The sequence below is a fragment of the Stenotrophomonas sp. WZN-1 genome (assembly GCF_002192255.1).
In the GTDB taxonomy this organism is placed as follows: Bacteria; Pseudomonadota; Gammaproteobacteria; order Xanthomonadales; family Xanthomonadaceae; genus Stenotrophomonas.
This window is the reverse complement of sequence record NZ_CP021768.1, coordinates 548,350-574,591: the sequence shown is the minus strand read 5'-3', so window position 1 is coordinate 574,591 and position 26,242 is coordinate 548,350. Positions and strand designations below refer to the sequence as shown.

Annotated in this window: 29 protein-coding genes and 1 riboswitch; of the genes, 14 read left to right on the top strand and 15 right to left on the bottom strand. The window is 68.0% G+C overall.

Annotated features, from left to right (window positions below; genetic code table 11):
* Nucleotides 1-9: 9 nt before the first annotated feature.
* Nucleotides 10-747 (top strand): peptide-methionine (S)-S-oxide reductase MsrA, encoded by a 738-nt coding sequence (msrA, locus tag CCR98_RS02670; protein WP_087921423.1) that lies wholly within the window; start codon nucleotides 10-12, stop codon nucleotides 745-747.
* A gap of 205 nt (nucleotides 748-952) precedes the next feature.
* Nucleotides 953-2,401, top strand: coding sequence for a PLP-dependent aminotransferase family protein (locus CCR98_RS02665; RefSeq protein WP_087921422.1), 1,449 nt, complete (start codon nucleotides 953-955; stop codon nucleotides 2,399-2,401).
* Between the two features lie 65 nt (nucleotides 2,402-2,466).
* On the opposite strand, the gene bioD is transcribed toward CCR98_RS02665, so the two are convergent.
* The gene (gene bioD / locus CCR98_RS02660) at nucleotides 2,467-3,159 is read right to left on the bottom strand and encodes a dethiobiotin synthase (RefSeq protein WP_087921421.1); all 693 of its coding nucleotides are present in this window, start codon (nucleotides 3,157-3,159) and stop codon (nucleotides 2,467-2,469) included.
* A gap of 68 nt (nucleotides 3,160-3,227) precedes the next feature.
* Between bioD and CCR98_RS02655 the strand changes: the two genes are divergently transcribed.
* Nucleotides 3,228-3,710, top strand: coding sequence for a GAF domain-containing protein (locus CCR98_RS02655; protein WP_004140850.1), 483 nt, complete (start codon nucleotides 3,228-3,230; stop codon nucleotides 3,708-3,710).
* Nucleotides 3,707-4,069 (top strand): TfoX/Sxy family protein, encoded by a 363-nt coding sequence (locus CCR98_RS02650; protein WP_014035860.1) that lies wholly within the window; start codon nucleotides 3,707-3,709, stop codon nucleotides 4,067-4,069. The genes CCR98_RS02655 and CCR98_RS02650 overlap by 4 nt, the downstream gene beginning before the upstream one ends.
* A gap of 84 nt (nucleotides 4,070-4,153) precedes the next feature.
* Here the strand turns inward: CCR98_RS02650 and CCR98_RS02645 are convergent, their stop codons facing one another.
* Nucleotides 4,154-4,732, bottom strand: coding sequence for a histidine phosphatase family protein (locus CCR98_RS02645; RefSeq protein ID WP_087921420.1), 579 nt, complete (start codon nucleotides 4,730-4,732; stop codon nucleotides 4,154-4,156).
* A 142-nt stretch (nucleotides 4,733-4,874) separates the two neighbouring features.
* Nucleotides 4,875-5,098: riboswitch (cobalamin riboswitch) on the top strand.
* A 114-nt stretch (nucleotides 5,099-5,212) separates the two neighbouring features.
* Between CCR98_RS02645 and btuB the strand changes: the two genes are divergently transcribed.
* On the top strand, nucleotides 5,213-7,054 hold the full coding sequence (btuB, locus tag CCR98_RS02640) for a TonB-dependent vitamin B12 receptor (protein ID WP_087921419.1): 1,842 nt from the start codon (nucleotides 5,213-5,215) through the stop codon (nucleotides 7,052-7,054).
* A gap of 85 nt (nucleotides 7,055-7,139) precedes the next feature.
* Here the strand turns inward: btuB and gph are convergent, their stop codons facing one another.
* From gph to CCR98_RS02625, 3 genes are all read right to left on the bottom strand, one after another.
* The gene (gene gph, locus CCR98_RS02635; protein ID WP_087921418.1) at nucleotides 7,140-7,808 is read right to left on the bottom strand and encodes a phosphoglycolate phosphatase; all 669 of its coding nucleotides are present in this window, start codon (nucleotides 7,806-7,808) and stop codon (nucleotides 7,140-7,142) included.
* A gap of 76 nt (nucleotides 7,809-7,884) precedes the next feature.
* Nucleotides 7,885-8,676: a class I SAM-dependent methyltransferase gene (locus CCR98_RS02630; protein ID WP_087921417.1), complete on the bottom strand. Its 792-nt coding sequence runs from the start codon at nucleotides 8,674-8,676 to the stop codon at nucleotides 7,885-7,887.
* Nucleotides 8,673-9,602 carry a LysR family transcriptional regulator gene (locus CCR98_RS02625; RefSeq protein ID WP_087921416.1) on the bottom strand — a complete coding sequence of 310 codons (930 nt, stop codon included), beginning with the start codon at nucleotides 9,600-9,602 and terminating at the stop codon, nucleotides 8,673-8,675. The genes CCR98_RS02630 and CCR98_RS02625 overlap by 4 nt, the downstream gene beginning before the upstream one ends.
* 109 nt (nucleotides 9,603-9,711) lie before the next feature.
* Between CCR98_RS02625 and CCR98_RS02620 the strand changes: the two genes are divergently transcribed.
* Together CCR98_RS02620 and CCR98_RS02615 are read left to right on the top strand one after the other, a co-directional pair.
* A complete protein-coding gene (locus CCR98_RS02620; protein WP_087921415.1) occupies nucleotides 9,712-10,350 on the top strand; it encodes an NAD(P)H-binding protein in 639 nt (212 codons plus the stop codon).
* Nucleotides 10,351-10,441: 91 nt separating this feature from the next.
* Nucleotides 10,442-11,353 carry an MBL fold metallo-hydrolase gene (locus CCR98_RS02615; protein WP_087921414.1) on the top strand — a complete coding sequence of 304 codons (912 nt, stop codon included), beginning with the start codon at nucleotides 10,442-10,444 and terminating at the stop codon, nucleotides 11,351-11,353.
* Between the two features lie 311 nt (nucleotides 11,354-11,664).
* Here the strand turns inward: CCR98_RS02615 and dinB are convergent, their stop codons facing one another.
* Nucleotides 11,665-12,759: a DNA polymerase IV gene (gene dinB, locus CCR98_RS02610; protein WP_087921413.1), complete on the bottom strand. Its 1,095-nt coding sequence runs from the start codon at nucleotides 12,757-12,759 to the stop codon at nucleotides 11,665-11,667.
* A 191-nt stretch (nucleotides 12,760-12,950) separates the two neighbouring features.
* On the opposite strand from dinB, the gene fabA reads away from it, so the two are divergent.
* Both fabA and fabB read left to right on the top strand, forming a co-directional pair.
* The gene (fabA, locus tag CCR98_RS02605; RefSeq protein WP_005415130.1) at nucleotides 12,951-13,466 is read left to right on the top strand and encodes a 3-hydroxyacyl-[acyl-carrier-protein] dehydratase FabA; all 516 of its coding nucleotides are present in this window, start codon (nucleotides 12,951-12,953) and stop codon (nucleotides 13,464-13,466) included.
* The gene (gene fabB / locus CCR98_RS02600) at nucleotides 13,466-14,674 is read left to right on the top strand and encodes a beta-ketoacyl-ACP synthase I (protein WP_087921412.1); all 1,209 of its coding nucleotides are present in this window, start codon (nucleotides 13,466-13,468) and stop codon (nucleotides 14,672-14,674) included. The genes fabA and fabB overlap by 1 nt, the downstream gene beginning before the upstream one ends.
* A 114-nt stretch (nucleotides 14,675-14,788) precedes the next feature.
* Here fabB and CCR98_RS02595 read toward each other — a convergent pair whose 3' ends face one another.
* Genes CCR98_RS02595 through CCR98_RS02585 form a run of 3 tightly spaced genes read right to left on the bottom strand, consistent with a single transcriptional unit; the run spans nucleotide 14,789 to nucleotide 17,231 of the window.
* Nucleotides 14,789-15,472: an HAD family phosphatase gene (locus tag CCR98_RS02595; RefSeq protein ID WP_087921411.1), complete on the bottom strand. Its 684-nt coding sequence runs from the start codon at nucleotides 15,470-15,472 to the stop codon at nucleotides 14,789-14,791.
* Nucleotides 15,469-16,170: a pseudouridine synthase gene (locus CCR98_RS02590; protein ID WP_087921410.1), complete on the bottom strand. Its 702-nt coding sequence runs from the start codon at nucleotides 16,168-16,170 to the stop codon at nucleotides 15,469-15,471. Before CCR98_RS02590 ends, CCR98_RS02595 begins: the two co-directional genes overlap by 4 nt.
* Complete coding sequence (locus CCR98_RS02585; RefSeq protein ID WP_087921409.1) at nucleotides 16,167-17,231, bottom strand: class I SAM-dependent methyltransferase; 1,065 nt, start codon at nucleotides 17,229-17,231, stop codon at nucleotides 16,167-16,169. The genes CCR98_RS02590 and CCR98_RS02585 overlap by 4 nt, the downstream gene beginning before the upstream one ends.
* A gap of 157 nt (nucleotides 17,232-17,388) precedes the next feature.
* On the opposite strand from CCR98_RS02585, the gene CCR98_RS02580 reads away from it, so the two are divergent.
* A complete protein-coding gene (locus CCR98_RS02580) occupies nucleotides 17,389-17,652 on the top strand; it encodes a hypothetical protein (protein WP_087921408.1) in 264 nt (87 codons plus the stop codon).
* A 49-nt stretch (nucleotides 17,653-17,701) separates the two neighbouring features.
* Here the strand turns inward: CCR98_RS02580 and CCR98_RS02575 are convergent, their stop codons facing one another.
* Nucleotides 17,702-17,995, bottom strand: a complete 294-nt coding sequence (locus tag CCR98_RS02575; protein WP_087921407.1) for a DUF3247 family protein — start codon at nucleotides 17,993-17,995, stop codon at nucleotides 17,702-17,704.
* A 43-nt stretch (nucleotides 17,996-18,038) separates the two neighbouring features.
* Entirely contained in the window at nucleotides 18,039-20,027 is a 1,989-nt protein-coding gene (locus tag CCR98_RS02570) for an ATP-binding protein (RefSeq protein WP_087921406.1), read from the bottom strand.
* 244 nt (nucleotides 20,028-20,271) lie between these two features.
* On the opposite strand from CCR98_RS02570, the gene CCR98_RS02565 reads away from it, so the two are divergent.
* The gene (locus tag CCR98_RS02565) at nucleotides 20,272-20,838 is read left to right on the top strand and encodes a DUF3016 domain-containing protein (protein WP_087921405.1); all 567 of its coding nucleotides are present in this window, start codon (nucleotides 20,272-20,274) and stop codon (nucleotides 20,836-20,838) included.
* A 105-nt stretch (nucleotides 20,839-20,943) separates the two neighbouring features.
* On the opposite strand, the gene alr is transcribed toward CCR98_RS02565, so the two are convergent.
* Together alr and CCR98_RS02555 are read right to left on the bottom strand one after the other, a co-directional pair.
* On the bottom strand, nucleotides 20,944-22,014 hold the full coding sequence (alr, locus tag CCR98_RS02560) for an alanine racemase (protein WP_087921404.1): 1,071 nt from the start codon (nucleotides 22,012-22,014) through the stop codon (nucleotides 20,944-20,946).
* Nucleotides 21,993-23,297 (bottom strand): D-amino acid dehydrogenase, encoded by a 1,305-nt coding sequence (locus CCR98_RS02555; protein WP_087921403.1) that lies wholly within the window; start codon nucleotides 23,295-23,297, stop codon nucleotides 21,993-21,995. The genes alr and CCR98_RS02555 overlap by 22 nt, the downstream gene beginning before the upstream one ends.
* A 149-nt stretch (nucleotides 23,298-23,446) precedes the next feature.
* On the opposite strand from CCR98_RS02555, the gene CCR98_RS02550 reads away from it, so the two are divergent.
* Nucleotides 23,447-23,926: an Lrp/AsnC ligand binding domain-containing protein gene (locus CCR98_RS02550; RefSeq protein ID WP_004140558.1), complete on the top strand. Its 480-nt coding sequence runs from the start codon at nucleotides 23,447-23,449 to the stop codon at nucleotides 23,924-23,926.
* Between the two features lie 55 nt (nucleotides 23,927-23,981).
* On the opposite strand, the gene CCR98_RS02545 is transcribed toward CCR98_RS02550, so the two are convergent.
* Nucleotides 23,982-24,167 carry a lana protein gene (locus CCR98_RS02545; RefSeq protein ID WP_087921402.1) on the bottom strand — a complete coding sequence of 62 codons (186 nt, stop codon included), beginning with the start codon at nucleotides 24,165-24,167 and terminating at the stop codon, nucleotides 23,982-23,984.
* A gap of 144 nt (nucleotides 24,168-24,311) precedes the next feature.
* Complete coding sequence (locus tag CCR98_RS02540; protein WP_087921401.1) at nucleotides 24,312-24,686, bottom strand: classical arabinogalactan protein 4; 375 nt, start codon at nucleotides 24,684-24,686, stop codon at nucleotides 24,312-24,314.
* 140 nt (nucleotides 24,687-24,826) lie between these two features.
* Between CCR98_RS02540 and msrB the strand changes: the two genes are divergently transcribed.
* Entirely contained in the window at nucleotides 24,827-25,294 is a 468-nt protein-coding gene (gene msrB / locus CCR98_RS02535) for a peptide-methionine (R)-S-oxide reductase MsrB (protein ID WP_005415117.1), read from the top strand.
* A gap of 91 nt (nucleotides 25,295-25,385) precedes the next feature.
* Nucleotides 25,386-26,240: a flagellar motor stator protein MotA gene (gene motA, locus CCR98_RS02530; protein WP_008264562.1), complete on the top strand. Its 855-nt coding sequence runs from the start codon at nucleotides 25,386-25,388 to the stop codon at nucleotides 26,238-26,240.
* Nucleotides 26,241-26,242: the final 2 nt, after the last annotated feature.

Here is a 26,242-nt window from a genome sequence, read left to right as displayed (position 1 = left end):
GAGGACACCATGAAACTCTCCTTTGAACAGGGCATCGCCGCTGGCGTTGCCGGATTGGTGGCCACGGCACTCATCGCCGGTGTGCTGCTGGTTGACCACGGCGCGATTGCGGCACCGGTCGAGGCCAGCGCGCAGGTCAAGGCGCTGCCTGCGCCCAGCGGCGACGCCGCGTTCCGCGATGACGCCACCCATGCCAGCGTGGTGTTTGCTGGTGGTTGCTTCTGGGGCGTGCAGGGCGTGTTCCAGCACGTCAAGGGCGTGAGCAATGCGGTGTCCGGCTACATCGGTGGCAGCGCTGCCAACGCGCACTATGAGCACGTCAGCGGTGGCCAGACCGGTCATGCCGAAGCCGTGAAGATCGACTACGACCCGCGCCAGGTCAGCTATGGGCAGCTGATGCAGGTGTTCTTCTCGGGGGTGCACGACCCGACCCAGCTCGATCGACAGGGCCCGGACCATGGCAGCCAGTACCGCTCGGCGATCTTCAGTGACGACGCACGCCAGCAGGCGGCCAGCCGCGCCTACATCGCCCAGCTTGGCCAGGCCGGCAGCTACCGCGCGCCGATCGTCACCCAGCTGGTCAGCGGCCAGCGCTTCTATCCGGCCGAGAGCTACCACCAGAACTACATGAGCAACTACCCGCAGGCGGCCTACATCCGCTACTACGATGCACCGAAGCTGGCCGCGCTGGGCAAGCAGTTCCCGGCGCTGTACCGGCGTGACGCGGCGCTGGTGCCGATGCGCTGAACCAGTACGGTAGCGCCGGGCCATGCCCGGCGGGCCCATGCATTCCGCCGCGCATGGCCCGGCGCTACCTACACACAAAAAAAGACGCACGGCCATCCAGCCGTGCGCTTGGGAAGTATCGGCCGTGCCCCGATCCGGCCCGGCCGACAACGACATGCTAGGCTCGCCATCATTATGGGTACAGCACCAGATGGCGGGAACTTCGATGGATACAGATGACCAGAGCGCGATGATCCCACCCCGCTACCAGCGGCTGTCCGACGAACTGGCCGAGGCCATCCACGGCGGGCGCCTTCCGGTCGGCAGCCGCCTGCCTTCGCTGCGGCAGATGGCCTTGCAGCGCAGGCTCAGCCTGAACACGGTGATTGCCGCCTATCGCCAGCTGGAGGACGCCGGCCTGGTCATTCCGCGGCCCAAAGCCGGCTTCGAGGTGGCGCCGCGATTGTCGGTGCCGGAGCGTTCGCTGCGTGATACCCCTTCCGCACCCACCGCGCCGCTGCAGCAGGTGCTGATGGCTCGCGTGCTGGAGGCACAGCGCCGCCCCGGAGTGATCGACCTGGCCTTCGCCGGTCCGCGCGGGCGCCAGTTCTATCCGGGCGCGCAGCTGGCCCGGCATACCGCGCAGGTGCTGCGCCACGGCCAGCAGACGGTGGAGACCTACGCGCGCCCCAACGGCTCGCCACGGCTGCTGGCGCAGATCGTGCGGCGTGGGCCACGCATGGGCCTGCATACCCACAGCGAACGCCTGCTGCTGACCCATGGTGCGATGGAGGCCCTGCAGCTGGCGCTGCGCGCGGTCACCCAGCCCGGTGATGCGGTGGGCATCGAGGCGCCGTCCTACTTCAACCTGTACCCCTTGCTGGCCAACCTCGGCCTGCAGGCCATCGAGCTGCCCACCCATCCACAGCACGGCCTGGATGTGGATGCGCTGGATGCACTGCTGGAACACACGCCGCTGGCCGCACTGGTGGTGATGCCGACCGTGCACAACCCGCTGGGCTGCACCATGCCGACCGACGCCAAGCAGCGCCTGGCCGAGCTGGTCAACGCACGGCAACTGCCGCTGATCGAGGATGCGGTGTACGCCGAGCTGCAGTTCTGCGAACCGCCGGCGCCGTTGCTGAAGGCCTTCGATCGCGACGGCTGGGTGATGGTGGTCGGAGGTTTCTCCAAGACACTGGCACCGGACTACCGCATCGGCTGGCTGGATGGCGGCCGTTTCGCCGAGCGCATCGCGCTGCTCAAGTTCCAGTCCACCGGTGGCGAACCGCAGCTGCTGGGCGATGCAGTGGCGGCGTATCTGGAAGCCGGCAGCTACGAGCACCACCTGCACCGCATGCGCCGGCTGTACCGCGAACAGGTGGGACGGCTGCGCCAGCTGGTGGCCGAACACTTCCCGGCCGGCACCCGCGCCACCGAACCACAGGGCGGCTTCCTGCTGTGGCTGGAACTGCCCGGCGTGGATACGCGCGAGCTGTTCGAGCGTGCATTGCAGGAGGACATCGTGTTCATGCCCGGCCAGGTGTATTCGCGCGGCGCGCGCTACCGCCACTGCCTGCGGCTGTCGTGCTGCCAGACGCTGGACGCGCGCTTCATCGGCGCGGTGGAGCGGCTGGGTGCGATCGCGAAGGAGCTGGCGCTGATTGATCGGTAGCGCCGGGCCATGCCCAGCGGACTTTCTGGTCGCCGCGCTGCGCGCTCGCCGGGCATGGCCCGGCGCTACCCCAGGTCCCCGTACAGATTGGCACTCAGCGCCTCACCACTCGCTCCCGGCAGATGCGGCAGCCGTCCCCAGCACGGCATCGGCAGGCGCTGCTGCAACGTGGCGATGTTCTCGTCCTGGCGCTGCATCGCCGGGTCGATGTGGTTGCCGATCCAGCCCAGGCACTTCACGCCGCTGGCCTGCAACGACTGCGCGGTCAGCCGCGCATGGTTGACGCAGCCCAGCCGCATGCCCACCACCAGCAGCACCGGCAGCCGTAGTGCATGCACCAGGTCCAGCTGATCCAGCGTGGCCGAGACCGGCGCCAACCAACCGCCAACGCCCTCCACCACCACGACATCGGCCTGCGCGCGCAGGCGTTCGAACGCGGCCACGATCGGCGCCAGTTCCACCCGCACGCCATCCTCGGCAGCGGCCAGCTCCGGTGCCAGCGGCTGCCGCAGCGCATACGGATTCAGATCGGCATAGTCCGGCACCGGCCAGCTGGCTGCCTGCAGCGCCAGCGCGTCCTCGTTGCGCAGGCCCTGCCCCAGATCCTCGCTGCCGCTGGCCACCGGCTTCATGCCCACCGCGCGCAGGCCGCGCCTGCGCAGCGCATGCAGCAGCGCGGTGCTAGCCGCGGTCTTGCCGATCTCGGTATCGGTGCCGGTAACGAACAGGGCAGGCGGCAGCGTAGCGGGCAACGACATTGATCGGCTCCGACGGGGCAACAGAGCATGCATTATCGCCGGCCCGGCGCGCTTGCTAGACTGCGGGCATGTTCGCCAATGCCTCGCTCACCGGCAGCAAGCCGGAACAATACGCCCAGCTGCTGGAACAGGCCCGTGGCCTGGTCTATGCCGAGTCCGACCGCATCGCCAACGCGGCCAACCTCTCCGCACTGGTCTACCACGCCCTGCCCGACCTGAACTGGGTGGGCTTCTACCTGTACGACGGCAAGGAGCTGGTGGTCGGCCCGTTCCAGGGCCTGCCGGCCTGCGTGCGCATCCCGCTGGACAAGGGCGTGTGCGGCGCCGCCGCCAGCCAGCGCGTGACCCAGCGCGTGGACGACGTCGATGCCTTCCCCGGCCACATCGCCTGCGATTCGGCCTCGCGTTCGGAACTGGTGGTGCCGCTGCTGCGCGGCGATGAACTGATCGGCGTATTCGACATCGACAGCCCGAAAGTCGGCCGCTTCGATGCCGATGACCAGGCCGGCCTGGAAGCCATCGCCCGCGTGTTCGTCGAGGCGCTGGGATGAGCGCGCCGAAGCTGCGCAACATCGGCCCAAAAAGTGCAGCCTGGCTGCGCCAGGTCGGGCTGCGCAGCCGCGAGGACCTGGTTGCGATCGGTGCGGTCGGCGCCTTCGTCAAAGTCAAGCGCGCGGGCTTCAAGCCCAGCCTGAACCTGTTGTACTCGCTGGAAGGCGCACTGCTGGACTGCCACTGGCAGGAACTGAGCGAGCCGCAGCGCGAGGCGCTGGTGCAGGATTACGAAGCGCGCATCGCCGCGCACCCGCTGAAGGCGGCTGGCCCCGCTTCGGGTCCGGTGCATGAGCAGCGCTTCGATGCCGACGATGACGCGGAAGACAGCGTGGCCGAGCACGCCGACGAGGATTGACCGGTAGCGCCGGGCCATGCCCGGCGAGCGCGTAGCGCGGGTGATGTGGAATTCGCCGGGCATGGCCCGGCGCTACCGGATTCGTCAGGGCTGCTGCAGCTCCAGCAGCTCGCCCACCAGCCCGACCTCGCCGCGCTCCAGCCACACCCGCAGACGGGTGCCGTGGTCGATGCGCAATGCCCAGCACAGCGACATTGGCAGGCCACAGACCTGCGAAAGCACCATGCGCAGCGGGCCACCATGGCTGACCACCAGCGTCGGCACCGGGTCATCATCATCGAGCAGGCGATCCAGCGCGCGCGCGATGCGCCGCTCGAAGTGGCCCCAGCTTTCACCGTTGGGCGGGGGGAATGCATGCGGATCGGCATGGAAGGCCGCCAGTGCGTCCTCCGGCAGGTCGAACAGCGACTGCCCGTCCCAATCGCCGAAATCCAGCTCTTCCCATTCCTCGTCCGCGTCCACGTCCAGCCCACGCGGGGTAGCCAGGGCCATCGCCGTGTGTAGCGAGCGCAGCCGCGGCGAACTGATCACCCGCTCCCAGGGCTGCGCAGCGTAGGCGTCGACCAGTTCCTGCGGCAGGCGGGCCAGCTGCGGTGGATCGCTGCGGCCATCGAGGAACTCATCGCGACCGTTGCCAGCATGGCGGACCAGGTCGAGGATCATGCGCGCGTCCTGTGCAGGCAACGCGGGAACAGCGGAAAACGGGCGGACATCGGCAACGGCACCACGGGATCGAGGGACCATTCTAAGGGCACAGCAAAGGCAGTCGAGCAGGCTCGACGCTACGGGCCGCCTGCGATGCCGTAGACTGCGCGCACTTCCAGGTGACCTGCGGCCATGGCCGGCAGGTTGAAACGGGAAGCCGGTGACGCGTGATTCCACGCCATGCCGGCGCTGCCCCCGCAACGGTAAGCACGTCAGTTCCAGGCAACAACGCCACTGTGCCGCAGGCATGGGAAGGTGCCTGGACGGTGGCCTCGCGCCACCCGGCGGCAAGCCCGGAGACCGGCCCGGAAGCCTCAGGTCGCGATGCGGTGGGCATGGCGCTGGATGACCGCAGCCTGCGCTGCGGCGTCGGCGCATGCCTGCCTTCGCGGCTCCTCCCCTTCGCCACGCGGGCGTGCGTGGCACCTGGAGTCCCCCATGAAGCTGCAGTCCCGAATGCTGTCCCTGGCCGTGCTGGCCGCCCTGCCCGCGCTGGCCCAGGCCGCCGATGACACCACTGCGCTTGACCAGATCCTGGTCACTGCCACCCGCACCCCGATCGCCCTGCAGGACAGCATCGCGCCGGCCCAGGTGATCGACCGTGCGCAGATCGAATCCAGCCAGGCCACCTCGCTGCAGGACCTGCTGCGCGGCCGTGCCGGCATCAACCTGACCAATGCCGGCGGGCTCGGCAAGCAGAGCTCGCTGTTCCTGCGCGGCACCAACTCGGGCCACACCGTGGTGCTGGTCGACGGCGTGCGCATCAACAGTGCCGACCTCGGCCTGGCGATGTACCAGGACCTGCCGCTGGCGCAGATCGAGCGCGTGGAAATCGTGCGCGGCCCGCAGTCCAGCCTGTACGGCGCCGACGCCATCGGTGGCGTGATCCAGATATTCACCCGCCGCAACCAGGGCGATTTCGCCCCGCACTTCCAGCTCGGCGGTGGCAGCAACGGCCTGCGCGAAGCCAGCGGCGGCATCGGTGGTGGCACCGAACGCGGCTGGTTCGGCGCCGACATCGCCTACCAGCATTCCGATGGCATCGATGCCTGCCGTGGCTCGGCGACGCTGTTCACCGGTTGCTTCGCCGACGAACCCGACCGCGACGGCTACCGCAACCTGTCCAAGAGCCTGCGTGGCGGCTACACCTTCAACGACCAGTGGAACGTGGAAGGCAGCGCGCTGCGCGCCGACGGCAAGAACCACTACGACGGCTATTACAACTACTCGGAAACCCGCCAGCAGGTGCTGGCCGGCAAGGTGCGCTACACCCCGTCCGAGCGCCTGGCGTTCACCGCCAACGTCGGCCGCAGCGACAACGAGTCGGACAACTTCGGCGACTTCGGTGCCCGTGGCAGCGCACAGACCCACCGCGACAGCGCCTCGCTGCAGGGTGACTTCACCTTGGCCGAAGGCCAGCTGCTGAGCACCGGCGTGGATTGGAGCGAAGACAACCTGGATGGCAGCAGCGCGGGCTACCTCGTCGACAGCCGCCGCAACACCGGTGTGTTCGTGCAGTACCAGGGCCGCTTCGGCCGCCACCAGCTGCAGGCCAGCGCACGCAACGACGACAACCAGCAGTTCGGCAACCACGCCACCGGCAGCGTTGGCTGGGCGATGCAGCTGGACCACGGCCTGCGCGTCAACGCCAGCTACGGCACTGCCTTCAAGGCACCGACCTTCAGCGACCTGTACGACCCGTGGAGCGGCGTGCCAACGTTGAACCCGGAGAAGTCGAAGAGCGCCAACCTCGGTGTTTCGCAGCAGGGCCAGGGCTGGCATTGGGGCCTGGACGTCTACGAGACCCGCATCGATGACCTGATCACCTACGATGCGTCCACAATGAAAATGCATCAGGTGGAGAAGGCGCGCATCCGTGGTGCCGAGCTGACCGGTGGCGTGCTGTTGGCCGGCTTCGACATCAACGCGCAGCTGAGCTACACCGACCCGCGCAACCGCACCCACGGCAGCACCCAGTTCGACAACTGGCTGCCGCGCCGTGCACAGCAGACCGCACGCCTCGACATCGACCGCCGCTTCGGCGGTTTCCGCGCCGGCCTGACCGTGCAGGGTGCGGGCAAGCGTTATGACGATGCCGCCAACGCAGTGAAGGTCGGCGGCTATGGCACGCTGGACCTGCGCGCCGAGTACGCACTGACGCCGGAGTGGTCGCTGCTGGCGCGCGCCGCCAACGTGTTCGACCGCCGCTACGAGACGGTGGCGTGGTTCAACCAGCCCGGCCGCGAGTACCAGCTGAGCGTGCGTTACCAGCCGAAGTGAGGAAATGCGCCGGGCATTGCCCGGCGCATCCTGACGCCATCGACGCATGGCGTCGATCTACTGTGAGCCGAGCGTGGGCTCGGCTCTACACCGGAATGCCCGTGGCCAACCCCGGCAGTTCACGCAGGTCGTCGATCACCGCCACCGCATGCGCGGTGGCCAGATCCAGGCCGCGCGGGTAGCCGTAACGCACCAGCGCGATCGGCATCCCTGCATCTTCGGCGGCGCGGTAGTCGGTCAACGAATCGCCCACCATCAGGCAGGCGTCCACCGGCAGCCCGAAGTGCGCGGCGATGTGCCGCAGCGGCTCACCGCTGGGCTTGCGCTGTGGCAGCGAGTCGCCGCCCAGCACCAGCGCGAACGCATCACCGATGCCCAGGTGCTGCAGCAGCGGCGGCACCAGCGCTTCGGGCTTGTTGGTGCAGATCGCCAGCGGCACGTTGCGTTCACGCAGCTGCGCCAGCGCGTCGGCCACGCCATCGAACAGGCGCGGGCTGCGCAGCAGGCACTCACGGTAGTGCACCATGAACACCGGCATCACTTCGGCCAGGTCCACCTCGCGACCGGCGGCATGCACGGCCTGCTCCACCAGGCGGCGCACACCATCGCCGATCCAGCCCAGCACCGTGGCTTCCGGCACGCGTGCCACGCCGATGTCCTCCAGCGTGCGGTTCAGCGCTTCAGCGATATCAGCCGCGCTGTCGACCAGCGTGCCATCGAGGTCGAACACGACCAGCGGATAGGGATACGACAAGGGGCGGCACCTATGGAACATGGGGCCGTCCATTGTACGCCGCCGCTTTTTCCGCAGCTCCTTCTGCCGCTGCGCCTCAGCCGATCCTGCGTGCGCGGGTGGCGAGGAAGGTGGGCAGATAGCGGTCGATCAGGAAGCGCGGCTGCGGTTGCCAGTCTTCCATGAAGCGATCAATGACGAAGCCGGCATCCAGCTGCCCGCCGATCAGTTCGGTCAGGCTGTGGCCGAAGGTCAGCGCATCGCCGCGGGCCAGCTTTGCCTCGCGCTCGGCCGGCGCCAGGTCTTCCAGGTCCGAATAGGGAATGGCGTACTGCGGCCGGATCAACCCCTGCGCATCGAGCTGCGGATCACGCGCACCGACGAACAGCACCGGGTTGTAGAAGCTGGCCATCAGCATCCCGTCGCGCGCCAGTACACGGCGGCATTCGGTCCATACCGGGCGCACGTCGGGCACGTACAGGTTGGAGATCGGATGGAACACCACGTCGAAACTGTCGTTGGCGAATACGTGCAGGTCGCGCATGTCGCCCTGCACCGTGCGCAGCTGCAGGCCATCGCGCGCAGCGACCCGGCGGTCCTGCTCCAGCTGCCCGTCGGACAGGTCGAACACGGTGACGTCTGCGCCGGCCGCCGCCAGCACCGGCGCCTGCTGGCCACCGCCAGAGGCCAGGCACAGGATGCGGCGGCCGCGTACATCGCCCATCCAGTCCAGCGGCAGCGCGCGTGGGGTCAGATGTACCTGCCAGCGGCCTTCGCGCGCGGCGGCAATCGTTGAACTTTCCACCGGGCGCGACCATTCGCGCACTTCACTGGCCTGGCGGTCCCAGGCAGCACGGTTGTGGTCGATCAAGGCCTGTCCATGGTTCATGTGTTCTCCTTGCCCGGTGGGCGCCAATCCAGATCCTGGAAGGCCGGGCTGGCGAAACACTCGGCCAGGTAGTCCAGGAATCGGCGCATGATAGCGGGCTGCTGGCGCCGTGATGCGTACACGGCATGAATGCCGAGTTCGTCCAGACTGAATCCGGGCAGCAGTTTGATCAGCTCGCCACTGCGCAGCAGCGGCGCCACCTGGTAGATCGGCAGCATGGCGATGCCGGCACCGGCGCGCACCGCCTCCAGCAGCAGCGAGGCCTCGTTGGCGCTGATGTTGCCACCTACCGCCACCGACAGCGAACGACCATCGCGGTGCAGCTGCCACAGGCTCTTGCCGACGTAGTGATGGGTCAGGCAGTTGTGCGCGGCCAGGTGCTCGGGAGCGGTCGGCGTGCCGCGTGCCTGCAGGTAGGACGGCGTCGCGCACAGCACCGAGCGGCACGTGGCCAGCCGCCGCGCGATCAGGCTGGGGTCGATCTGGCGCGCGATACGCACCGCCAGGTCCACCCGCTCCTCCACCAGGTTCACCGTGCGGTCGACCAGCAGCAGCTCGATGCGTGCCGCCGGATGGCGCGCAACAAAGCCGGCCACCGCCCGCGCCAGGTGACTCTGCCCGAACGAGACGCTGGCAGTCACCCGCAGCGTGCCGTGCGGCTCGGGATCATCGCTGGCCAGCTCGCCCTGCAGTTCCTCACCGATCGCCAGCATCTGCCGGAAGCGCGCCAGCGCCGCCTCGCCCGGGCCGGTCAGGCTGACCCGGCGCGTGGTCCGGTGCAGCAGGCGCGCGCCCAGCCAGCCCTCGACCTCGGCCAGGTAGCGGCTGACCATCGCCCGTGACATGTCCAGCACCTCGGCGGCCGCGGTCAGGCTGCCGCGCTCGGCGACCTCGACGAACACGGTCATGGCGGTCAATCGGTCCATATGCTCGATCCATGCAACAAACAATCGCGTTATACGCTGTTTTTCGAGCGACTGCAGCGGCCTAGAGTGGCCCCATTCCCACCCCCACACCGCCCCACGGAGTCCTGCCATGAAGATCGCCCTCGTTGGTTCCACCGGCAACATCGGCCGCCAGATCGCCCGCCACGCGCTGGCCCGCGGCCACGAACTCACCGCCATCGTGCGCAACGCACAGGACCTTCCGGCTGAACTGGCCGGTGCCCATCCGGTGATCGCCTCGCTGGATGACCCGGACGCCCTGGTCGCTGCCATCGCCGGCCACGACGTACTGGCCAGCGCCTACGGCCCGCGCCCGGGCGATGACATCGGCCGCGTGGGCGAGGTTGCCGCGCAGCTGGCCGCCGCCGCACGCAAGGCCGGAGTGCCGCGCCTGGTGGTGGTCGGTGGCGCCGGCAGCCTGGAAGTCGCGCCCGGCGTGCAGCTGGTCGATACCCCCACCTTCCCGGAGGCCTACAAGCCGTATGCACTGGCCCACCGTGAGGCGTTCAACCGCCTGCAGGCGGTGGATGACCTGGACTGGACCTTCTTCTCGCCAGCCGCCGAAATCGGCCCGGGCGAAGAGCGCGGCCAGTACCGCGTGCAGCCCAAGGCGTTCCTGGCCGACGCCAGCGGCCACAGCCGCATCAGCTACGCCGACTACGGCGCGGCGTTCGTCGCCGAGCTGGAAGCGCACGCGTATCCGAAGCAGATCATCACCGCGGCGTATTGATCCACGTGCGTCCCTTGTAGCGCCGAGCCTGCGCTCGGCGCTACGCGAACCTGCAGCCGGGCATTGGCTCGGCGCTACACAAGGAATTCCGATGCGTACCGCTGCCCTGCTGCTTCCCCTCGCCCTGGCCGCCACCTTCACCAGTGCGCCACTGCTGGCCGCGCCGGCCACCGCAGCGCCGACCACGGCGACGAAATCCCAGCTGCACCTGCAGACCTTCCATCCCGGCCCGCAGGCGATGTTCTCGGTGTCCTCGGTGCTGATCGAAGGCCACCGCGACGCGATCCTGGTCAATGCGCAGTTTGGTGCCAGTGACGCGCGCAAGCTGGTCGAGCTGATCCGCGCCAGCGGCAAGCAGCTGACCACGATCTACATCAGCCACGGTGATCCGGATTACTACTTCGGCCTGGCCACCGTGCAGGACGCGTTCCCGCAGGCACGCATCGTTGCCACCGCGCAGACCGTCGCCCACATCCAGCAGACCCAGGCCGGCAAGCTGGCCTACTGGGGACCGAAGATGGGTGCCGACGTGCCCGCGCGCATCGTGGTGCCGCAGGTGCTGGACGGCGATGCCCTGCAGCTGGAAGGCCAGCGCCTGCCGCTGATCGGCCTGGATGGACCCACGCCGGACCGCACGGTGCTGTGGGTGCCGTCGCTGCGCGCGATCGTCGGTGGCATTCCGGTGGTGGCCGGTGAACACGTGTGGATGGCCGACACGCAGACGCCGAAGTCGCACACCGACTGGCTGCAGACCCTGCAGCGGTTGCAGGCACTGAAGCCGAAGGTAGTGGTGCCGGGGCATTACGCGCCGGGTGCGGCGCTGGATGCCAGTGCGCTGCGCTTCACCGCGGACTACATCCGTGCATTCGACGCCGAGACGGCAAAGGCCAAGGACAGTGCGGCGCTGGTGAAGGCGATGCAGGCGCGCTACCCGAAGCTGGACGGCGTGGCATCGCTGGAACTGAGTGCGAAGGTGGCCAAGGGCGAGATGCAGTGGCCATGAGGTAGGCGGTTTTCTTTTGCAGGGCTGCGCCCTGCACCCGCAGAGGCAACAGCAACAGCCGAAGCAACAGCAGAAGCTGGTTTCCTGAGGGTGGGCGGGGTGGGTCCGGTTGCGGGGGGCGCTGCAAGTACGTCCATGTAAGCTCGGTCGCCGCATCCATGCGGCTCACGCCCCCGCAACCGGACCCACCCCGCCTTCGACAGTTTCCCGCTAACTGTCGGAACCTACTGCTGATGGTGGGTGCCGACCGTTGGTCGGCACGGGTCACAGCCCGTTGCTTCGCAACGGGCTCTGACCCCACTGTTTGATGATTAGGTATCTGTGGGATTGTTCATGTCGTGCTCGAACAACTCGCCCTGCACCACCGGCTCCTTTTCGCGGAACCCACCAAGCCCGACACCCACCAGCCGATAGCGGGTCTCGGCCGGCAGGTCGACGCGGGCGCGCAGGGCCAGGGCGATGTCGCGCAGTTCTTCCATCGACTCGGGCGGGCGCTCGGGGGTGAAGCTGCGGGTGAGGATGCGGAACTGCGCGGTCTTCAGTTTCAGTACCACGGTGTGGCCGACACGTTCAGTCTTGCGCGTAGCGTTCCAGGTTTTCTCCGCCAGCTGCACGATCGCCTCGCCCAGGTCTTCCAGTGGCAGGTCCTCGGCGAAGGTGTCCTCCGAGGAAATCGACTGCACCTGCTGGTCCGGTTCCACCGGGCGCTCGTCGATGCCGCGTGCGCGGTTGTACAGGCTGCGGCCGAAGCTGCCAAACGCCTCTTCCAGGTCAATCAGCGCCCACTGCCGCAGGTCACCGCAGGTGACGATGCCGCGCGCGGCCAGCTTGCCTTCCATCACCTTGCCGACGCCGGGCACGCGGTTCACCGGCAGCGGCAGCAGGAACGCATCCACCCGCTGCGGTGGAATCACGAACTGGCCGTCGGGCTTGCGCCAGTCCGAGGCGATCTTGGCCAGGAACTTGTTCGGCGCGATCCCGGCTGAAGCGGTCAGGTGGGTTTCCTCACGGATCTGGGTGCGGATCGTGCGGGCGATGTCGGTGGCCAGTTCGATGCCGCTCTTCGGCTCGGTCACATCCAGGTAGGCCTCGTCCAGCGACAACGGCTCAACCAGGTCGGTGTGGCGCAGGAAGATCGCGCGTACCTGCTGTGACACCGCCTTGTAACGTGCGAAGTCCGGCGGCACGAAGATCGCATCCGGGCACAGGCGCTCGGCACGCACGGCGGGCATCGCCGAACGCACGCCGAACACGCGCGCCTCGTACGAGGCCGCGCATACCACCGAGCGCGCGCCGCGCCATGCCACAACCACCGGCTTGCCGCGCAGTGACGGATCGTCGCGCTGCTCCACCGACGCGTAGAACGCGTCCATGTCAACGTGGATGATCTTGCGCAGTCGGGTCATGTCAGGCGGAAAAGGCGGGGGCGTGCCGAACGGGCCACACGCCGAAGTATGGTCGTTGCACATCAACAGGATGCGCGTATTCCCTTGAAAACACTACGGTTGCGTACGGTTGAAATGTTTGATCGGCACAGTTTCCACGGGCATCCTCGAGGACTTGTTTTCCCGTTTCCCCGCTTCCAGGATTGTGCTTCATGACCCGTCTCCACGCGTTCAACCGCGAACAGCTGCTGGCCAGCGCACGCGGTGAACTGTTCGGCACCGCCGCCGGCCGTTTGCCCAACGATCCGATGCTGATGTTCGACCGCATCACCGACATCCGCGAGGACGGCGGACCGCATGGCAAGGGCATGGTACGCGCCGAGCTGGATATCCGCCCGGACCTGTGGTTCTTCGGCTGCCACTTCATCGGTGACCCGGTGATGCCCGGCTGCCTGGGCCTGGATGCCATGTGGCAGCTGACCGGCTTCTTCCTGACCTGGCTGGGCGCCCCCGGCAAGGGCCGCGCACTGGGCTGCGGCGAGGTGAAGTTCACCGGCCAGGTGCTGCCGGACGCGAAGCTCGTGCGTTACGAGATCGACATCAGCCGGGTCATCAACCGCAAGCTGGTGATGGCCCAGTCGGACGCCCGCATGTACGTGGATGACCGCGAAATCTATAGCGCGCGCGATCTGCGCGTCGGCCTGTTCACTGAAACCGGGAGCTTCTGATGCGTCGCGTCGTCATCACCGGCATGGGCATCACGTCCTGCCTCGGCAATGATCTGGATACCGTTTCGGCTGCGCTGCGCGAAGGGCGCCCGGGCATCACCGCCCTGGCCGACCACGCCGAGGCGGGCCTGCGCAGCCAGGTCGGCGGTCGCGTCGACCTCGACCTGGACGCGCTGATCGACCGCAAGCAGAAGCGCTTCATGAGCGATGCGGCGGCCTTCGCCTACCTGTCCATGCGCGATGCCATCGCCGATGCCGGGCTCAGCCCCGAGCAGGTCAGCAACCTGCGCACCGGGCTGATCGCCGGTTCCGGCGGCGGCTCCAGCGAATGGCAGATCGGCGCGGTCGACCTGCTGCGCGAACGTGGTGTGCGCAAGGTCGGCCCGTACATGGTGCCGCGCACGATGTGCTCGACGGTCTCGGCCTGCCTGGCCACCGCCTACCAGATCAAGGGCGTCAGCTACTCGCTGTCGGCCGCCTGCGCCACCTCGGCACACTGCATCGGCGCCGCCGCGGACATGATCCGCCATGGCGCGCAGGACATCATGTTCGCCGGGGGTGGCGAAGACCTGCACTGGTCGATGAGCGTGATGTTCGACGCGATGGGCGCGCTGTCGACCAGCTTCAACGACACCCCGGCCAGCGCCTCGCGCCCGTACGACAAGGACCGCGACGGCTTCGTCATCGCCGGTGGCGGCGGCATGCTGGTGCTGGAGGATTACGACCACGCCGTCGCACGCGGCGCGCACATCCATGCCGAGCTGATCGGCTATGGCGTGACCTCCGATGGCGCCGACATGGTCGCCCCGTCCGGCGAAGGCGCGGTGCGCTGCATGAAGATGGCGCTGCAGGGCGTGGATCGTCCGCTGGACTATCTCAACACCCACGGCACCTCGACCCCGCTGGGCGACGTCACCGAGCTCAACGCGATCCGCGAAGTGTTCGGCGATGCCGTGCCGCCGCTGTCCTCGACCAAGGCGCTTTCCGGCCATTCACTGGGTGCGGCCAGCGTGCACGAGGCGATCTACTGCCTGCTGATGATGCGCGATGGCTTCGTCGCCGGTTCGGCCAACATCGGCGAGCTGGACCCGAAGGTGGTGGATTTCCCGATCCTGCGCGAGAGCCGCGAGCAGAAGCTGGACACGGTGATGTCCAACAGCTTCGGCTTCGGTGGCACCAACGCCGCGCTGGTGTTCGGGCGGGTGTGATGGGGGCAGGTGTGCCGACCAACGGTCGGCACCCACCGGGGCATTGGGGTGTGCCAACCAAGGTTGGCACCCACCAAAGCAGTAAAGAGTGCCGACCAGCGGTCGGCACCGACCTTATTTCGGCAGCAGCGGCAGCAGCAGCGCGTGCGCGTCCACCAGCGAGCCGACGATGCGGTGGCCCAGTGCGCGCAGATCCTCATCCGGATGCACCAGGTCAGGCACCTGGATCACGGTCATGCCGGCCGCCAGTGCGGCGCGCGTGCCGGCCGGTGAGTCTTCCAGCGCCAGGCAGCGCTCGGGCGCCTGGCCCAGCCGCTGTGCGGCCAACAGGTAGATGTCCGGCGCCGGCTTCGGCCGCGCCACGTCACCACTGGTGATCACGGCATCGAAGTACGGCAGCAGGCCTGCGGCCGCCAGCTTGCGGTTGGCGCGCGGCTGCCGCGTGGTGGTCGCCACCGCACGCGGTACCGCGTGCGCCTTCAGCAGCTCCAGCAGCTCCAGGATGCCCGGCCGCAACGGCAGCCCGGTCTGCGTGCGTGCTTCGTACAGCTCATGGCAACGTGCCGCCACCGCGTCGATCACGCTGTCCTCGATGCCCTGCGCTCGCAGCAGCGCGTGCGTATCACGGTCGCCGAGGCCGACCATGCGCAGGAACACCGCCTCGTCCAGGCCCAGCCCGAATTCGTCGGCGGCCTCGCTCCAGCAGGCCAGCGAGACGCGCTCGCTGTCGATCATCAGGCCGTCCATGTCGAAGATGACGGCGTCGGGCAGGAACGGCAGCGCGGCGATGGTGGTCATGGAGCGAACAGCGTATCCAGGTCGGTGGAAGTGAGCTGCCGCCATTGCCCTTCGTCCAGCCCCTGCAGGTCCAGCCCGCCGACGCGGCTGCGATGCAGGGCCTGCACGTGGTTGCCGGTGGCGGCGAACATGCGGCGTACCTGATGGTAGCGGCCTTCATGCAGCACCAGGCGCGCACGACGCGCCTCCAGCACTTCGAGTTCAGCCGGCAGCAGGGGCGTCTTCTCGGACTCCAGCATCAGCGTACCGCTGGCGAACAGCGCTACCTCGTCGCCGCGCAGGTCGTCGCTCAACTCGACCTCATAGACCTTCGGCAGCTTCGACTTCGGCGAGATGATCCGGTGCAGCAGGCTGCCATCGTCGGTCAGCAGCAGCAGGCCACTGGTCTCGCGGTCGAGGCGGCCCACCGTGGACAGCACCGGGTCGCGGTCGCGGAAGCGCGGCGGCAGCAGGTCGTAGATCAGGCGGCCGGTGTCCTTGGTCGAACAGGTGTAGCCGGCCGGCTTGTGCAGCGCGATCGACAGCCCCACCGGCGGGTCCAGCGGCTCGCCATCGACGCGGATCGCCTCGTGCGGCACCTGGTCATCGGCGTACAGCACTTCGCCGTCGGCATCGGTGACGCGGCCTTCGCGGAACATCCACTGCACCTGCTTGCGGCTGCCATAGCCCAGGTTGGCGATGAGCTTGACCAGCTTCACTTGCCCTTCCCCTTCACTGCTTCAACCAGCTTGAAACCGTCGCGCTCGGCAACCACGCGCACCGCACCGAAGCTGTCGTTGAGGGTGTGCTCGTACGGCAGGTGGCGGTTGGCCACCACGTACAGGCGCCCGCCCGGGCGCAGCGCCTGCGCGGCCACGGCGATGAAGCGCTGGCCGATGTCCGGGCGGTCGGCACGCGACGGCGTGTGGAACGGCGGGTTGCTGATGATGACGTCGTAGCCCGGCTCGATGCCGGCGGTGACGTCCTGCCACAGGAAGCGCAGCGGCAGCGCGCGCGGCGGCGGCGCCAAGTTGAGCTCGGCCAGTGCCAGTGCGCGCTGCTCGGCTTCGTACAGGTCCAGTGCGGTGATCTTCGGGCAGCGTTCCAGCAGCTCGCGCGACAGATAGCCGTAGCCGGCGCCAAGATCGGCGGCGCGTCCGGCCAGGTCGGCCGGCAGGTGCTCGGCCAGCAGCGCCGATGCCGGGTCGATGCGGTCCCAGGCGAACACGCCCGGGCGGCTGAGGAAGCGGCCGCCCATGATCGGGCGCACCGCATCCAGCGCCGACCAGCGCTTGGCCAGGTCGGCGTCGTGCTGGCCCTGCAGCGGGGCGGTCCAGTACACGCGGCAGTGGTTCTTGGTCAGGCAGCCACCGAGGCCGGTCAGCTGCTTGAGGTCACCTTCACCCGAACGCGCGCCTTCGTTGTTGGACTGGCAGGCAACGATACGGCCGCCCTCGGCGACCAGCGCCAGCGCGCGCGCGAACAGCGCACGGGCTTCTTCACGCTGGCGCGGTGGCAGCACCAGCACCAGCGGGTAACGGCCCTTGCCGGCCACATCGTCCAGCTGGCCGCTGACGGTCCAGCCGGCGGCCTGCTGCAGCGGCTGCGCGAACGGGGCAAAGCTCTGTTCGCAGTGCACCTCGCGGTTGCCGGCCGCTTCGCGCAGCGGCCAGCCATCGCGGGCACGCAGGAAGGCCACCGGGCCCTCCGGCCAGCGCAGGGCACCTTGGGAGAACGGCAGGAACAGGGTCTGCAGGGGGGCGTCGTCGCTGGAGGCCATCGGCGCGGGTACTTCAAGCGTGAGGGCCGTCCATTGTACCGGCTTGGCCGGGCCGGCCCCGGCAGGCCGCTTTGCGAAACCCGAACGGGGCCTTGATCTGCCAGCAACATTGAAACGTTCAGGGTAGAGGCTCCCCCGGAAACCCAGGAGAACCTGCATGCGAGCCTTGTTCGTCGGTGGCGTGGTCGACAACAGTGAAATGGACCTGGAAGGCAACCATCCGCCCGTGCATTACCCCGAGGACACCGGCGGCGGCCACTCGCGCTACCGGCTGCACCAGGTCGGCCATGGCGCCGATGGCAGCGTGGCCTATGCGGTGTACGGCGCGCCGGACCTGGCCGATGACGAAGTGGCCCGTGTCGCTGAAGAACGCGCCTACGCGCGCCGGTTCGAGGCGACGCCGACGTTGTTCGAGCATTGAGCGTGAGGGATCGGCAACCGGTCGCCGGGCATGGCTCGGCGCTACCGGTTTACGCGGTCCTCGGCGGCAACTGCCGGATGCTGGCGATCTCGTCCAGCCAGACATGGTGCTGCTGCACCGGCGTGTCGTAGTCATCCAGGCGCAACTGGCCGTTGCTGCCTTCGTCGCCAGCCTCGTTGCGGTACTGCTGCACCGTCGGTTTCACCGCGACGGTGCCGAGCAGTCGGCGACCATCGTGCAGGGTCAGTTCCACCTGCGTTTCGCCTTCCAGCTGCGGCAGCAGGGCTTCCAGGCGCGCGATCTGCGCCGGATCGGTATGGATGCGGGGAGCTATGCGGGACATTGGCGACCTCCTTCATGCAGGGTCGCCGATCGGCCGTGAATGCTCAGTGCAGCGCGCTGTCGGCGCGTGGCACCTGCACCTTGCGCACGGCGGCCACCAGCTGCGCCACCGAGTACGGCTTGGCCACGTGCTCCTGGAAGCCCGAGGCCAGCGCACGGCGGCGGTCATCGGCACGCGCCAGCGCGGTCACGGCGACCGCAGGCAGGGTCATGGCATCCACACCCATGTCCTCGCGCAGCGTGCGCACCAGGCCATAACCATCCATGCCCGGCATGCCGATGTCGGTCAGCAACACGTGGTACTGCAGGTGGCCGGTGTCGGCCAGCAACGCCAGTGCCTCGCCGGCCGAACTGGCTGCGGACACGCTGGCGCCCTGCTCTTCCAGCATGCGCCGCAGGTACTCCAGCACTTCCGGCTGGTCTTCCACCGCCAGCACGTGCATGCCGCGCAGCGGATACGGCTCGACGATCACCGGCTCCAGGATCGGCCCGCTGATCACTTCGCGCAGCGGCCGCCGTTCGGCATCGGGAATGTGCTGCGGCAGGCGCACGGTGAACGTAGCGCCATGGCCGTGGCCCTCACTGGCCGCGGCGACTGTACCGCCATGCAGTTCGACCAGCTGCTGCACGATCGCCAGGCCCAGTCCCAGTCCGCCATGTCGGCGGGTGGTGGTGCCATCGGCCTGGCGGAAGCGGCTGAACAGATGATTGAGGAATTCGGGCGCGATGCCATCACCGGTATCGCGCACGGTGATCTCCCAGTGGTTGCCGTCGGCCCGCAGCTGCAGGTCGATGCGGCCTTCAGCCGGGGTGAACTTGATCGCGTTCGAGAGCAGGTTCCAGAACACCTGCTGCAGGCGCGTGGCATCGCCCAGCACCAGGCTGGGTTGTTCGGGCAGCTGCAGGTGCACGTCCAGCGCCTTGCCTTCGGCCACCAGCTCCTGCGCGCCGATGGCCTCGCCCAGCAGCGTGCTCAGGTCCAGCACTTCCACCTCCAGCTGCACCTTGCCCAGCAGCATGCTGCTGAGGTCGAGCATGTCCGAGATCAGCCGCTTCTGCGCGCCGGCGCTGTTGGCGATCACGTTCAGGCCCTTGTACAGCGGACTGGTGTTGTCCACGCGCTGCAGCAGCAGCTCACTCCAGCCGAGGATGGTGGTCAGCGGCGTGCGCAGCTCGTGTGACAGCGTGGCCAGGAACTCATCCTTCAGCCGCGCCATGTTTTCCGCAGCACTGCGCGCGGCACGCTCGGACTGCAGCAGCTCCTCGCGCGCCAGTTCGATCTCACGGCGTTCGGTCACGTCCGGGCTGCTGCCGGCCAGGCCGATGAAGCGCCCCATCCGCGAGAAGCGCGGGCGGGCGTTCATCTCCAGCCAACGCCACTGGCCATCGGCACGGCGCGCACGCACCAGCGCATGCATCGAGCGCTGCGCCTTCAGCGCTTCCTGCAGTTCGTACTCGAATACCGACGCATCGTCCGGATGCACCAGGCCACGCCAGACGTCTTCCGGCACACGCGTCTCGTCACCGCCGAAGAACTCGCTGAAGGCGCTGTTGACGAAGCGGGCATGGCCGCGCTCGTCGAGCACCCACACCGGCATCGGCAGGCCATCGGCCAGCGCGCTGAAGCGGGCTTCGCTCTCGCCCAGCTCCACTTCCATCTGCTTGCGCGCGGTGATGTCGAAGAACAGGATGCCGACCTTGTCTTCGCCCGGACGGCCCACGCGCACCGCATCCACCGCGAACGAGCGGCCCAGCGCACGTGCTTCCATCTCGAACTGGGCGGGGCGACCGCTGCGTGCAACCTCGCCGTAGATACGGAACCAGTCTTCCTCGTGGCCCGGTTCCAGCGCCGTCATGCGCTGGCCACGCGCGTCCTTCAGGCCGGTGTGGCGCTCGAAGGCGTCGTTGACCTCGATGAAACGATAGTCGACCGCACGATCGCCTTCGAACAGCACCTGGATCACGCAGAAACCGGCGTTGATGCGCTCAAGCACGCCATGATGCAGGTCGGGTTCGGGCGCCGGCACCATCATCGGTGGGCGCTCCACGAGGGGCGGCAGTGTGGACAAGGGCGTCTGTGCAGGCCGGGTTGGAGGCACAGCATCTTCCAAAGGGCGTATTCACAGCGTCAAGCGCCGTCAGTCATGGTTGACGACAATGAATTGGCGGCAACCGCGCTTGCCAACGTCGCAATCGGCCGTTGCAGCGACGGGAAAGCGGGATCACACTCGATCTGTAGACCGCATCGTCCCCATCGAAGGGCCGCAGGAGATCGTCATGAACCGCTCGTTGGCCACTGCCCTGCTGCTGGCAGGCGCCCTCCTGGCGGGCAGCGCGAACGCCGCGCCGCGCGCCGTCACCGATCCGGATGCGCCCCGTGCGCTGCAGGCCAATGGCCCGGTCAGCGTGAAGTGGGACGATCCGGCCAAATTCACCGAAATCCGCCAGAGCACCAACCGCTTCGAGGCCGAACGCGGCAACTGGGTGCAGCAGCTGGCCAGCTACGTGCAGACCACGGCGGCCAAGCCGCTGCAGCCCGGGCAGACCCTGGACGTGACCCTGGTCGACATCAAGCGCGCCGGCGACTATGAGCCCTGGCACGGTCCGCGCGGCCGCGACATCCGGATCATGCGCGACATCTACCCACCGCGAATCAGCCTGCAGTACACGTTGAAGGACGCCGACGGACGCATCCTCAGCGAGGGCGAAGCCAAGCTCAGCGACACCGGCTACCTGCACAACCTGGGGCTGAAGAGCGACAGCGACCCGCTGCGCTACGAGAAGCGCCTGATCGACGACTGGGTGAAGCGGCAGCTGACAACGCAGGCCACCGCTGCACGCTGATCCTGGGCGGCGCGACCCACCGGTAGGTGTCGACCTTGGTCGACACGCATCCACAGCACCGACCAGGGCCGGCCGCCGCCAGAGCCGTGCGCGGCCAACGTTCCGTCAATCCTGATACACGCGTGCCACGCGCTTGACCGCGCACGGCAACTGGTAGGCGCTCACGCCACAGCGCGGCGCCAGTTCCGACAGCGTCGGCGCAGAACCCCACAGTTCCACCACACTGCCGATGCCGGCCTGCGCATGCGCGGTCAGGTCCACGGTCAACATGTCCATCGACACGCGCCCGATCAGTCCACCCGGCTGGCCGTCGATCAGCACCGGGGTGCCATTCGGCGCGAACTGCGGATACCCGTCTGCATAGCCGAGCGCGACCACGCCCACGCGGGTGCGCGCCTTGGCCACGAAGCGGGCGCCATAGCCCACCGGCTCACCGGCCTCGATCCAGCGCTCGGCGATCACCCTGGACTGCATCGTCATCACCGGGCGCAGGCGCTCGGTCAACGCGGTGTTGTCCGGCAGCGGGTTGGCGCCGTACAGCATCAGGCCCGGGCGGACCCAGTCGCTGCGCACATCCGGCCAGCCCAGCAGTGCCGGCGAGTTGCACACGCTGGTCTCGCCGTGCAGGCCGTCGATGGCCCGCGCGAAGGTCGCCGCCTGCTCGTGCGTGCGTTCGCTGTCCAGCTCGTCGGCGCGCGCCAGGTGGGTCATCAGCACGATGCGCTCGACCTGCGGCAGCGCAGACAGGCGTGCATGCGCCGCGCGGAAGCTGTCCACGTCCAGGCCGAGGCGATGCATGCCGCTGTCCAGCTTCAGCCACACCGTCAGCGGGCGGGGGCTGTCGAACGCGACCAGCGCGTCCAGCTGCCACGGCGAGCCCACCGCGAACCAGAAATCGTGTTCGGCCACCAGCGCCATGTCACTGGGTTCGAAGATGCCTTCCAGCAGCAGGATAGGCGCACGGATGCCGGCCTGGCGCAGCTCCAGTGCCTCTTCGATGGTGGCCACGCCGAATCCATCGGCCTCGCCTTCCAGCGCCTGTGCACAACGCACCGCGCCATGGCCATAGGCATCGGCCTTGATGATCGCCAGCGCCTTGCCACCGCCCAGTTCACGGGCGAGCCGGTAGTTGCTGCGCAGGGCGCCCAGATCGATCAGCGCGCGGGCAGGACGCATGTGCGGTTCTCATGTTGCGGGGCGTGACCGTACTGGCCGTAGCGGAAAATATCCAGGCCTTCGGTGCTGATCTGCGGCTGGCGCGCGCTCATCAGGTCGGCCAGGTAACGACCGGAGCCGCAGGCCATGGTCCAGCCCAGGGTGCCGTGGCCGGTGTTGAGGTACAGGTTGCGGAACGGCGTGGCGCCGATCACCGGCGTGCCGTCCGGCGTGGCCGGGCGCAGGCCGGTCCAGAACTGCGCGCGCGACAGGTCGCCGCCCTTCGGGTAGAGGTCGCTGACCACCAGTTCCAGGGTCTCGCGACGGCGCTGCGACAGCGACAGGTCGAAGCCGGCCACTTCGGCCATGCCACCGACGCGGATGCGGTCGTCGAAGCGGGTCACCGCCACCTTGTAGCTCTCGTCGAGGATGGTCGAGGTCGGCGCCATCGCCGGGTCGGTGATCGGCAGGGTCAGCGAATACCCCTTCAGCGGATACACCGGCAGGCGCATGCCCAGCGGTGCGACCAGCGCCGGCGAGTAGCTGCCGAGCGCGACCACGAAGCGGTCCGCGGTTTCCAGGGCGCCGTTGACGTGCACGCCCGTGATGCGCTCGCCATCGGAGACCAGGCCGGTGATGTCCTGGTCGAAGCGGAATTCGACGCCGGCATCCACGCACATCTGCGCCAGGCGGCGGGTGAACAGCTGGCAGTCGCCGGTCTGGTCACGCGGCAGGCGCAGCGCGCCGACCAGGCCATCGACATGGGCCAGGGCCGGTTCGGCCTGGATGATGCCGGCGCGGTCCAGCACTTCGTACGGCACGCCGTACTGGGCCAGGATCTCGATGTCCTGCGCCGAGGCATCCAGCTGCTGCTGGGTACGGAACAGCTGGGTGGTACCCAGGTCGCGGCCTTCGAACTCGATGCCGATCTGCGCACGCAACTCGTTCAGGCAATCGCGGCTGTACTCGGACATGCGCACCATGCGCGCCTTGTTGATCGCGTAGCGCTCGTGGGTGCAGTTGCGCAGCATCTGCCACAGCCAGCGGTACTGGGCCAGGTCCATGCCCGGCTTGATCGCCAGCGGCGCGTGCTTCTCGAACAGCCAGCCGATGGCCTTCTTCGGCACGCCCGGGGCTGCCCACGGCGAGGTGTAGCCGAACGACAGCTGGCCGGCATTGGCGAAGCTGGTCTCCAGCGCCGGGCCGGGTTGGCGGTCGATGACCGTGACTTCAAACCCGGCCTGTCGCAGGTACCAGGCACTGGTGGTGCCGATCACGCCGCTGCCGAGAACTAGGACTCGCATGGGACTTCTCCAACCCGATCATTCCCTGCACTGGAGCGTGCCGGGACCATAATTGGGGAAGTATAGACAGCCAATACCAGTTGATTTGCCTGATTTGAAATCAACGGGCAGGATGTTCTCCTGCAATTCATTCCCCAAGGTTGACGGCCATGGCCACCCGTACCCGCGAACTGGACAAGATCGACCGCAAGATCCTGCGCATCCTGCAGGCCGAGGGCCGTATTTCCTTCACCGAACTGGGCGAGCGGGTCGGCCTGTCGACCACCCCGTGCACCGAGCGCGTGCGCCGGCTCGAGCGCGAAGCGGTGATCACCGGCTACCACGCCCACCTGGACCCGGCGGCGGTGAAGGCCAGCCTGCTGGTATTCGTGGAGATCAGCCTGGCCTACAAGTCCGGTGACATCTTCGAGGAGTTCCGGCGCGCCGCGCTGAAGCTGCCCAACGTGCTGGAGTGCCACCTGGTCTCGGGCGACTTCGATTACCTGCTGAAGGCGCGGATCAGCGAGATGGCCTCCTACCGCAAGCTGCTCGGCAGCACCCTGCTGACCCTGCCGCATGTGCGTGAATCGAAGAGCTACATCGTGATGGAAGAGGTGAAGGAGACGCTGAGCCTGCCGATTCCGGATTGAGGCCTGCAAGGGTTGGGGCCGGAGCCCGCGGTACGGGATCCGACCCCTGAGTCCGTCAGCGCTGCTGCGGGTGCTTCTGCGAGCGCTGCTCCTGCTGCTTGCCACCCTTGTGCGGCTGCTGCGGCTCCATCTGTTGCTGTTGCTGCTGTTGCTGCTGTTGCGAGTTGCGGCCCTGCGGTTCCTTGCCGGGATGACGGTTCTGCTGGTTTTTCATGATCGCAATCCAGTGGACGAAGGACATGCGGCGGCGGAATGCCGGCGCAGGGCTACGGTGGTCCCGGAACGGTTAATCGCAGGCGAAAAAGCAGTGATCGGCAGGACGTTGTTTTCGTGCGTTCAGGCCGTGCAGCGTGTGGCAGCTGCCAACCTTGCCTGGCATCCGAGGTCAGCGCTTGATCTGCTGGCCATCGCCGGCCGGCACGCTGTCGTAATAGCGGCCGGTGCGCGAATCGAACACGCGGTTCGGGCCAGCCGGGCGCACACCAGGCACGATGCGGCCATTGCGGTCATAGACCTTGTCGACCGGCTTCGGCGCCGGGGCGGGTGCAATCCGGGCAGGACCGGTGGACCTGATCGGCTGCGCCGGCTGCGGCGACGGCAGCACCTGCGGCTGCGGGCGGGCAGGCTGTGGCGGCGGTACCACCGGCGCCGGTGCCACGGTGGTCGCACTGCGCGTGGCGGTCGGGTCGGCGGCAGGCACCTGGGCCAGCGCCAACGTGGGCAACAGGGCCATCAACAGCAGGGGAAGGGTCGGTTTCATGGCACGCTCCGGCGTGGATGACATTCACCTTGCGCCTGTACCTGTGTGCCGCCCATGAACGGCCATCACACTTGCAAGCGCGCGCCGGCACCCCCACGTTTTCCGGCATCCCCAGGCCATCGACCCCACGGAGAGCCGGCATGACTGCCTTCGACCTGACGCCCCCCACCGCCACCCAGACCGAGGCGCTGATCGCCGGCCTCAGCAGCGAAGAGCGCCGCGTGCTGCTGCAGCACGGTACCGAAGCGCCGTTCTGCGGGGTGTTCCTGGACAACAAGCGCGAGGGCGTCTACTGCTGCCGGCTGTGCGCGCTGCCGCTGTTCCGCTCCAGCACCAAGTTCGATTCCGGCACCGGCTGGCCCAGCTTCTTCGCGCCGTTCGACCCGGCGCACGTGCGCGAGATCCGCGATACCAGCCATGGCATGGTGCGCACCGAGATCACCTGCGCGCGCTGCGGCAGCCACCTGGGCCACGTGTTCCCGGACGGTCCGCCGCCCACCTACGAGCGCCACTGCCTGAACTCCGTCTCACTTTCGTTCACCGGCAATGGCGAGCCCTGGCCCGACCCGTTGCAGCGTGGCGGCGCAGAAAGCGGCGTGGCGGGCTGAAACACCCCGCTGACCGATTTCACAGAATTCCCTCTTCAGAAAACCGGGCGACGGGCCGACAAGGAGATATCCCCTCTCCTTGCGTCGCCCCATGCTCATCATCGTTGGATTCCTGGTCGTCATCATCAGCGTGCTCGGGGGCTACCTCGGGGCCCACGGACGCCTGGGTGCCCTCTGGCAGCCCTACGAACTGGTCATCATCGGCGGTGCCGCACTGGGTGCGTTCCTGGTCGGTACCCCGGCCAAGACGGTCAAGCAGACCCTGCAGGCCATGGTCGGCGTGTTCAAGGGCCCGCGCTACAAGCAGCAGGACTACATCGATGTCCTCAGCCTGCTCTATGAACTGCTCAACAAGGCCCGCCGCGAAGGCTTCATGGCGCTGGAAGACCACGTGGAGCGGCCGGCCGAGAGCGCGCTGTTCGGCAACTACCCCAAGGTGCAGGCCGACCACCACCTGATCGACTTCATCACCGACTGCCTGCGCCTGATGATCGGCAGCAACATCGAGCCGCACGAGCTGGAGCCGCTGCTGGAACTGGAGCTGGAAAAGCACCATGCCGAGGCGATGGCACCGTCGCAGGTGCTGACCAAGGTCGCCGACGGACTGCCCGGTTTCGGCATCGTCGCGGCGGTGCTCGGCATCGTCATCACCATGGGCTCGATCGGCGGCGACATCGTCGAGGTCGGTGGCCACGTGGCCGGCGCGCTGGTCGGCACCTTCCTGGGCATCCTGCTGGGCTACGGTTTCGTCGGCCCGATGGCGGCCGCCATGGAAGCGCGCGCCGAGCAGGACAGCCGCATCTACGAATCGGTCAAGACCGCCCTGCTCGCCTGCCTGCGCGGCTACAACCCGAAGATCGCGCTGGAATTCGCCCGCAAGACGCTGCCGTCGAACGTGCGTCCGGCCTTCTCCGATTTCGAGCAGCACCTGAAGACGGTCAAGTAAGC

Excerpts from the sequence above, each read along its gene's own strand:
- msrA (WP_087921423.1), top strand. The coding sequence starts at position 10 with ATGAAACTCTCCTTTGAACAGGGCATCGCCGCTGGCGTTGCCGGATTG.
- CCR98_RS02665 (WP_087921422.1), top strand. The coding sequence starts at position 953 with ATGGATACAGATGACCAGAGCGCGATGATCCCACCCCGCTACCAGCGG.
- bioD (WP_087921421.1), bottom strand. The coding sequence starts at position 3,159 with ATGTCGTTGCCCGCTACGCTGCCGCCTGCCCTGTTCGTTACCGGCACC.
- CCR98_RS02655 (WP_004140850.1), top strand. The coding sequence starts at position 3,228 with ATGTTCGCCAATGCCTCGCTCACCGGCAGCAAGCCGGAACAATACGCC.
- CCR98_RS02650 (WP_014035860.1), top strand. The coding sequence starts at position 3,707 with ATGAGCGCGCCGAAGCTGCGCAACATCGGCCCAAAAAGTGCAGCCTGG.
- CCR98_RS02645 (WP_087921420.1), bottom strand. The coding sequence starts at position 4,732 with ATGATCCTCGACCTGGTCCGCCATGCTGGCAACGGTCGCGATGAGTTC.
- btuB (WP_087921419.1), top strand. The coding sequence starts at position 5,213 with ATGAAGCTGCAGTCCCGAATGCTGTCCCTGGCCGTGCTGGCCGCCCTG.
- CCR98_RS02630 (WP_087921417.1), bottom strand. The coding sequence starts at position 8,676 with ATGAACCATGGACAGGCCTTGATCGACCACAACCGTGCTGCCTGGGAC.
- CCR98_RS02625 (WP_087921416.1), bottom strand. The coding sequence starts at position 9,602 with ATGGACCGATTGACCGCCATGACCGTGTTCGTCGAGGTCGCCGAGCGC.
- CCR98_RS02620 (WP_087921415.1), top strand. The coding sequence starts at position 9,712 with ATGAAGATCGCCCTCGTTGGTTCCACCGGCAACATCGGCCGCCAGATC.
- CCR98_RS02615 (WP_087921414.1), top strand. The coding sequence starts at position 10,442 with ATGCGTACCGCTGCCCTGCTGCTTCCCCTCGCCCTGGCCGCCACCTTC.
- dinB (WP_087921413.1), bottom strand. The coding sequence starts at position 12,759 with ATGACCCGACTGCGCAAGATCATCCACGTTGACATGGACGCGTTCTAC.
- fabA (WP_005415130.1), top strand. The coding sequence starts at position 12,951 with ATGACCCGTCTCCACGCGTTCAACCGCGAACAGCTGCTGGCCAGCGCA.
- fabB (WP_087921412.1), top strand. The coding sequence starts at position 13,466 with ATGCGTCGCGTCGTCATCACCGGCATGGGCATCACGTCCTGCCTCGGC.
- CCR98_RS02595 (WP_087921411.1), bottom strand. The coding sequence starts at position 15,472 with ATGACCACCATCGCCGCGCTGCCGTTCCTGCCCGACGCCGTCATCTTC.
- CCR98_RS02585 (WP_087921409.1), bottom strand. The coding sequence starts at position 17,231 with ATGGCCTCCAGCGACGACGCCCCCCTGCAGACCCTGTTCCTGCCGTTC.
- CCR98_RS02580 (WP_087921408.1), top strand. The coding sequence starts at position 17,389 with ATGCGAGCCTTGTTCGTCGGTGGCGTGGTCGACAACAGTGAAATGGAC.
- CCR98_RS02575 (WP_087921407.1), bottom strand. The coding sequence starts at position 17,995 with ATGTCCCGCATAGCTCCCCGCATCCATACCGATCCGGCGCAGATCGCG.
- CCR98_RS02570 (WP_087921406.1), bottom strand. The coding sequence starts at position 20,027 with ATGATGGTGCCGGCGCCCGAACCCGACCTGCATCATGGCGTGCTTGAG.
- CCR98_RS02565 (WP_087921405.1), top strand. The coding sequence starts at position 20,272 with ATGAACCGCTCGTTGGCCACTGCCCTGCTGCTGGCAGGCGCCCTCCTG.
- alr (WP_087921404.1), bottom strand. The coding sequence starts at position 22,014 with ATGCGTCCTGCCCGCGCGCTGATCGATCTGGGCGCCCTGCGCAGCAAC.
- CCR98_RS02555 (WP_087921403.1), bottom strand. The coding sequence starts at position 23,297 with ATGCGAGTCCTAGTTCTCGGCAGCGGCGTGATCGGCACCACCAGTGCC.
- CCR98_RS02550 (WP_004140558.1), top strand. The coding sequence starts at position 23,447 with ATGGCCACCCGTACCCGCGAACTGGACAAGATCGACCGCAAGATCCTG.
- CCR98_RS02545 (WP_087921402.1), bottom strand. The coding sequence starts at position 24,167 with ATGTCCTTCGTCCACTGGATTGCGATCATGAAAAACCAGCAGAACCGT.
- CCR98_RS02540 (WP_087921401.1), bottom strand. The coding sequence starts at position 24,686 with ATGAAACCGACCCTTCCCCTGCTGTTGATGGCCCTGTTGCCCACGTTG.
- msrB (WP_005415117.1), top strand. The coding sequence starts at position 24,827 with ATGACTGCCTTCGACCTGACGCCCCCCACCGCCACCCAGACCGAGGCG.
- motA (WP_008264562.1), top strand. The coding sequence starts at position 25,386 with ATGCTCATCATCGTTGGATTCCTGGTCGTCATCATCAGCGTGCTCGGG.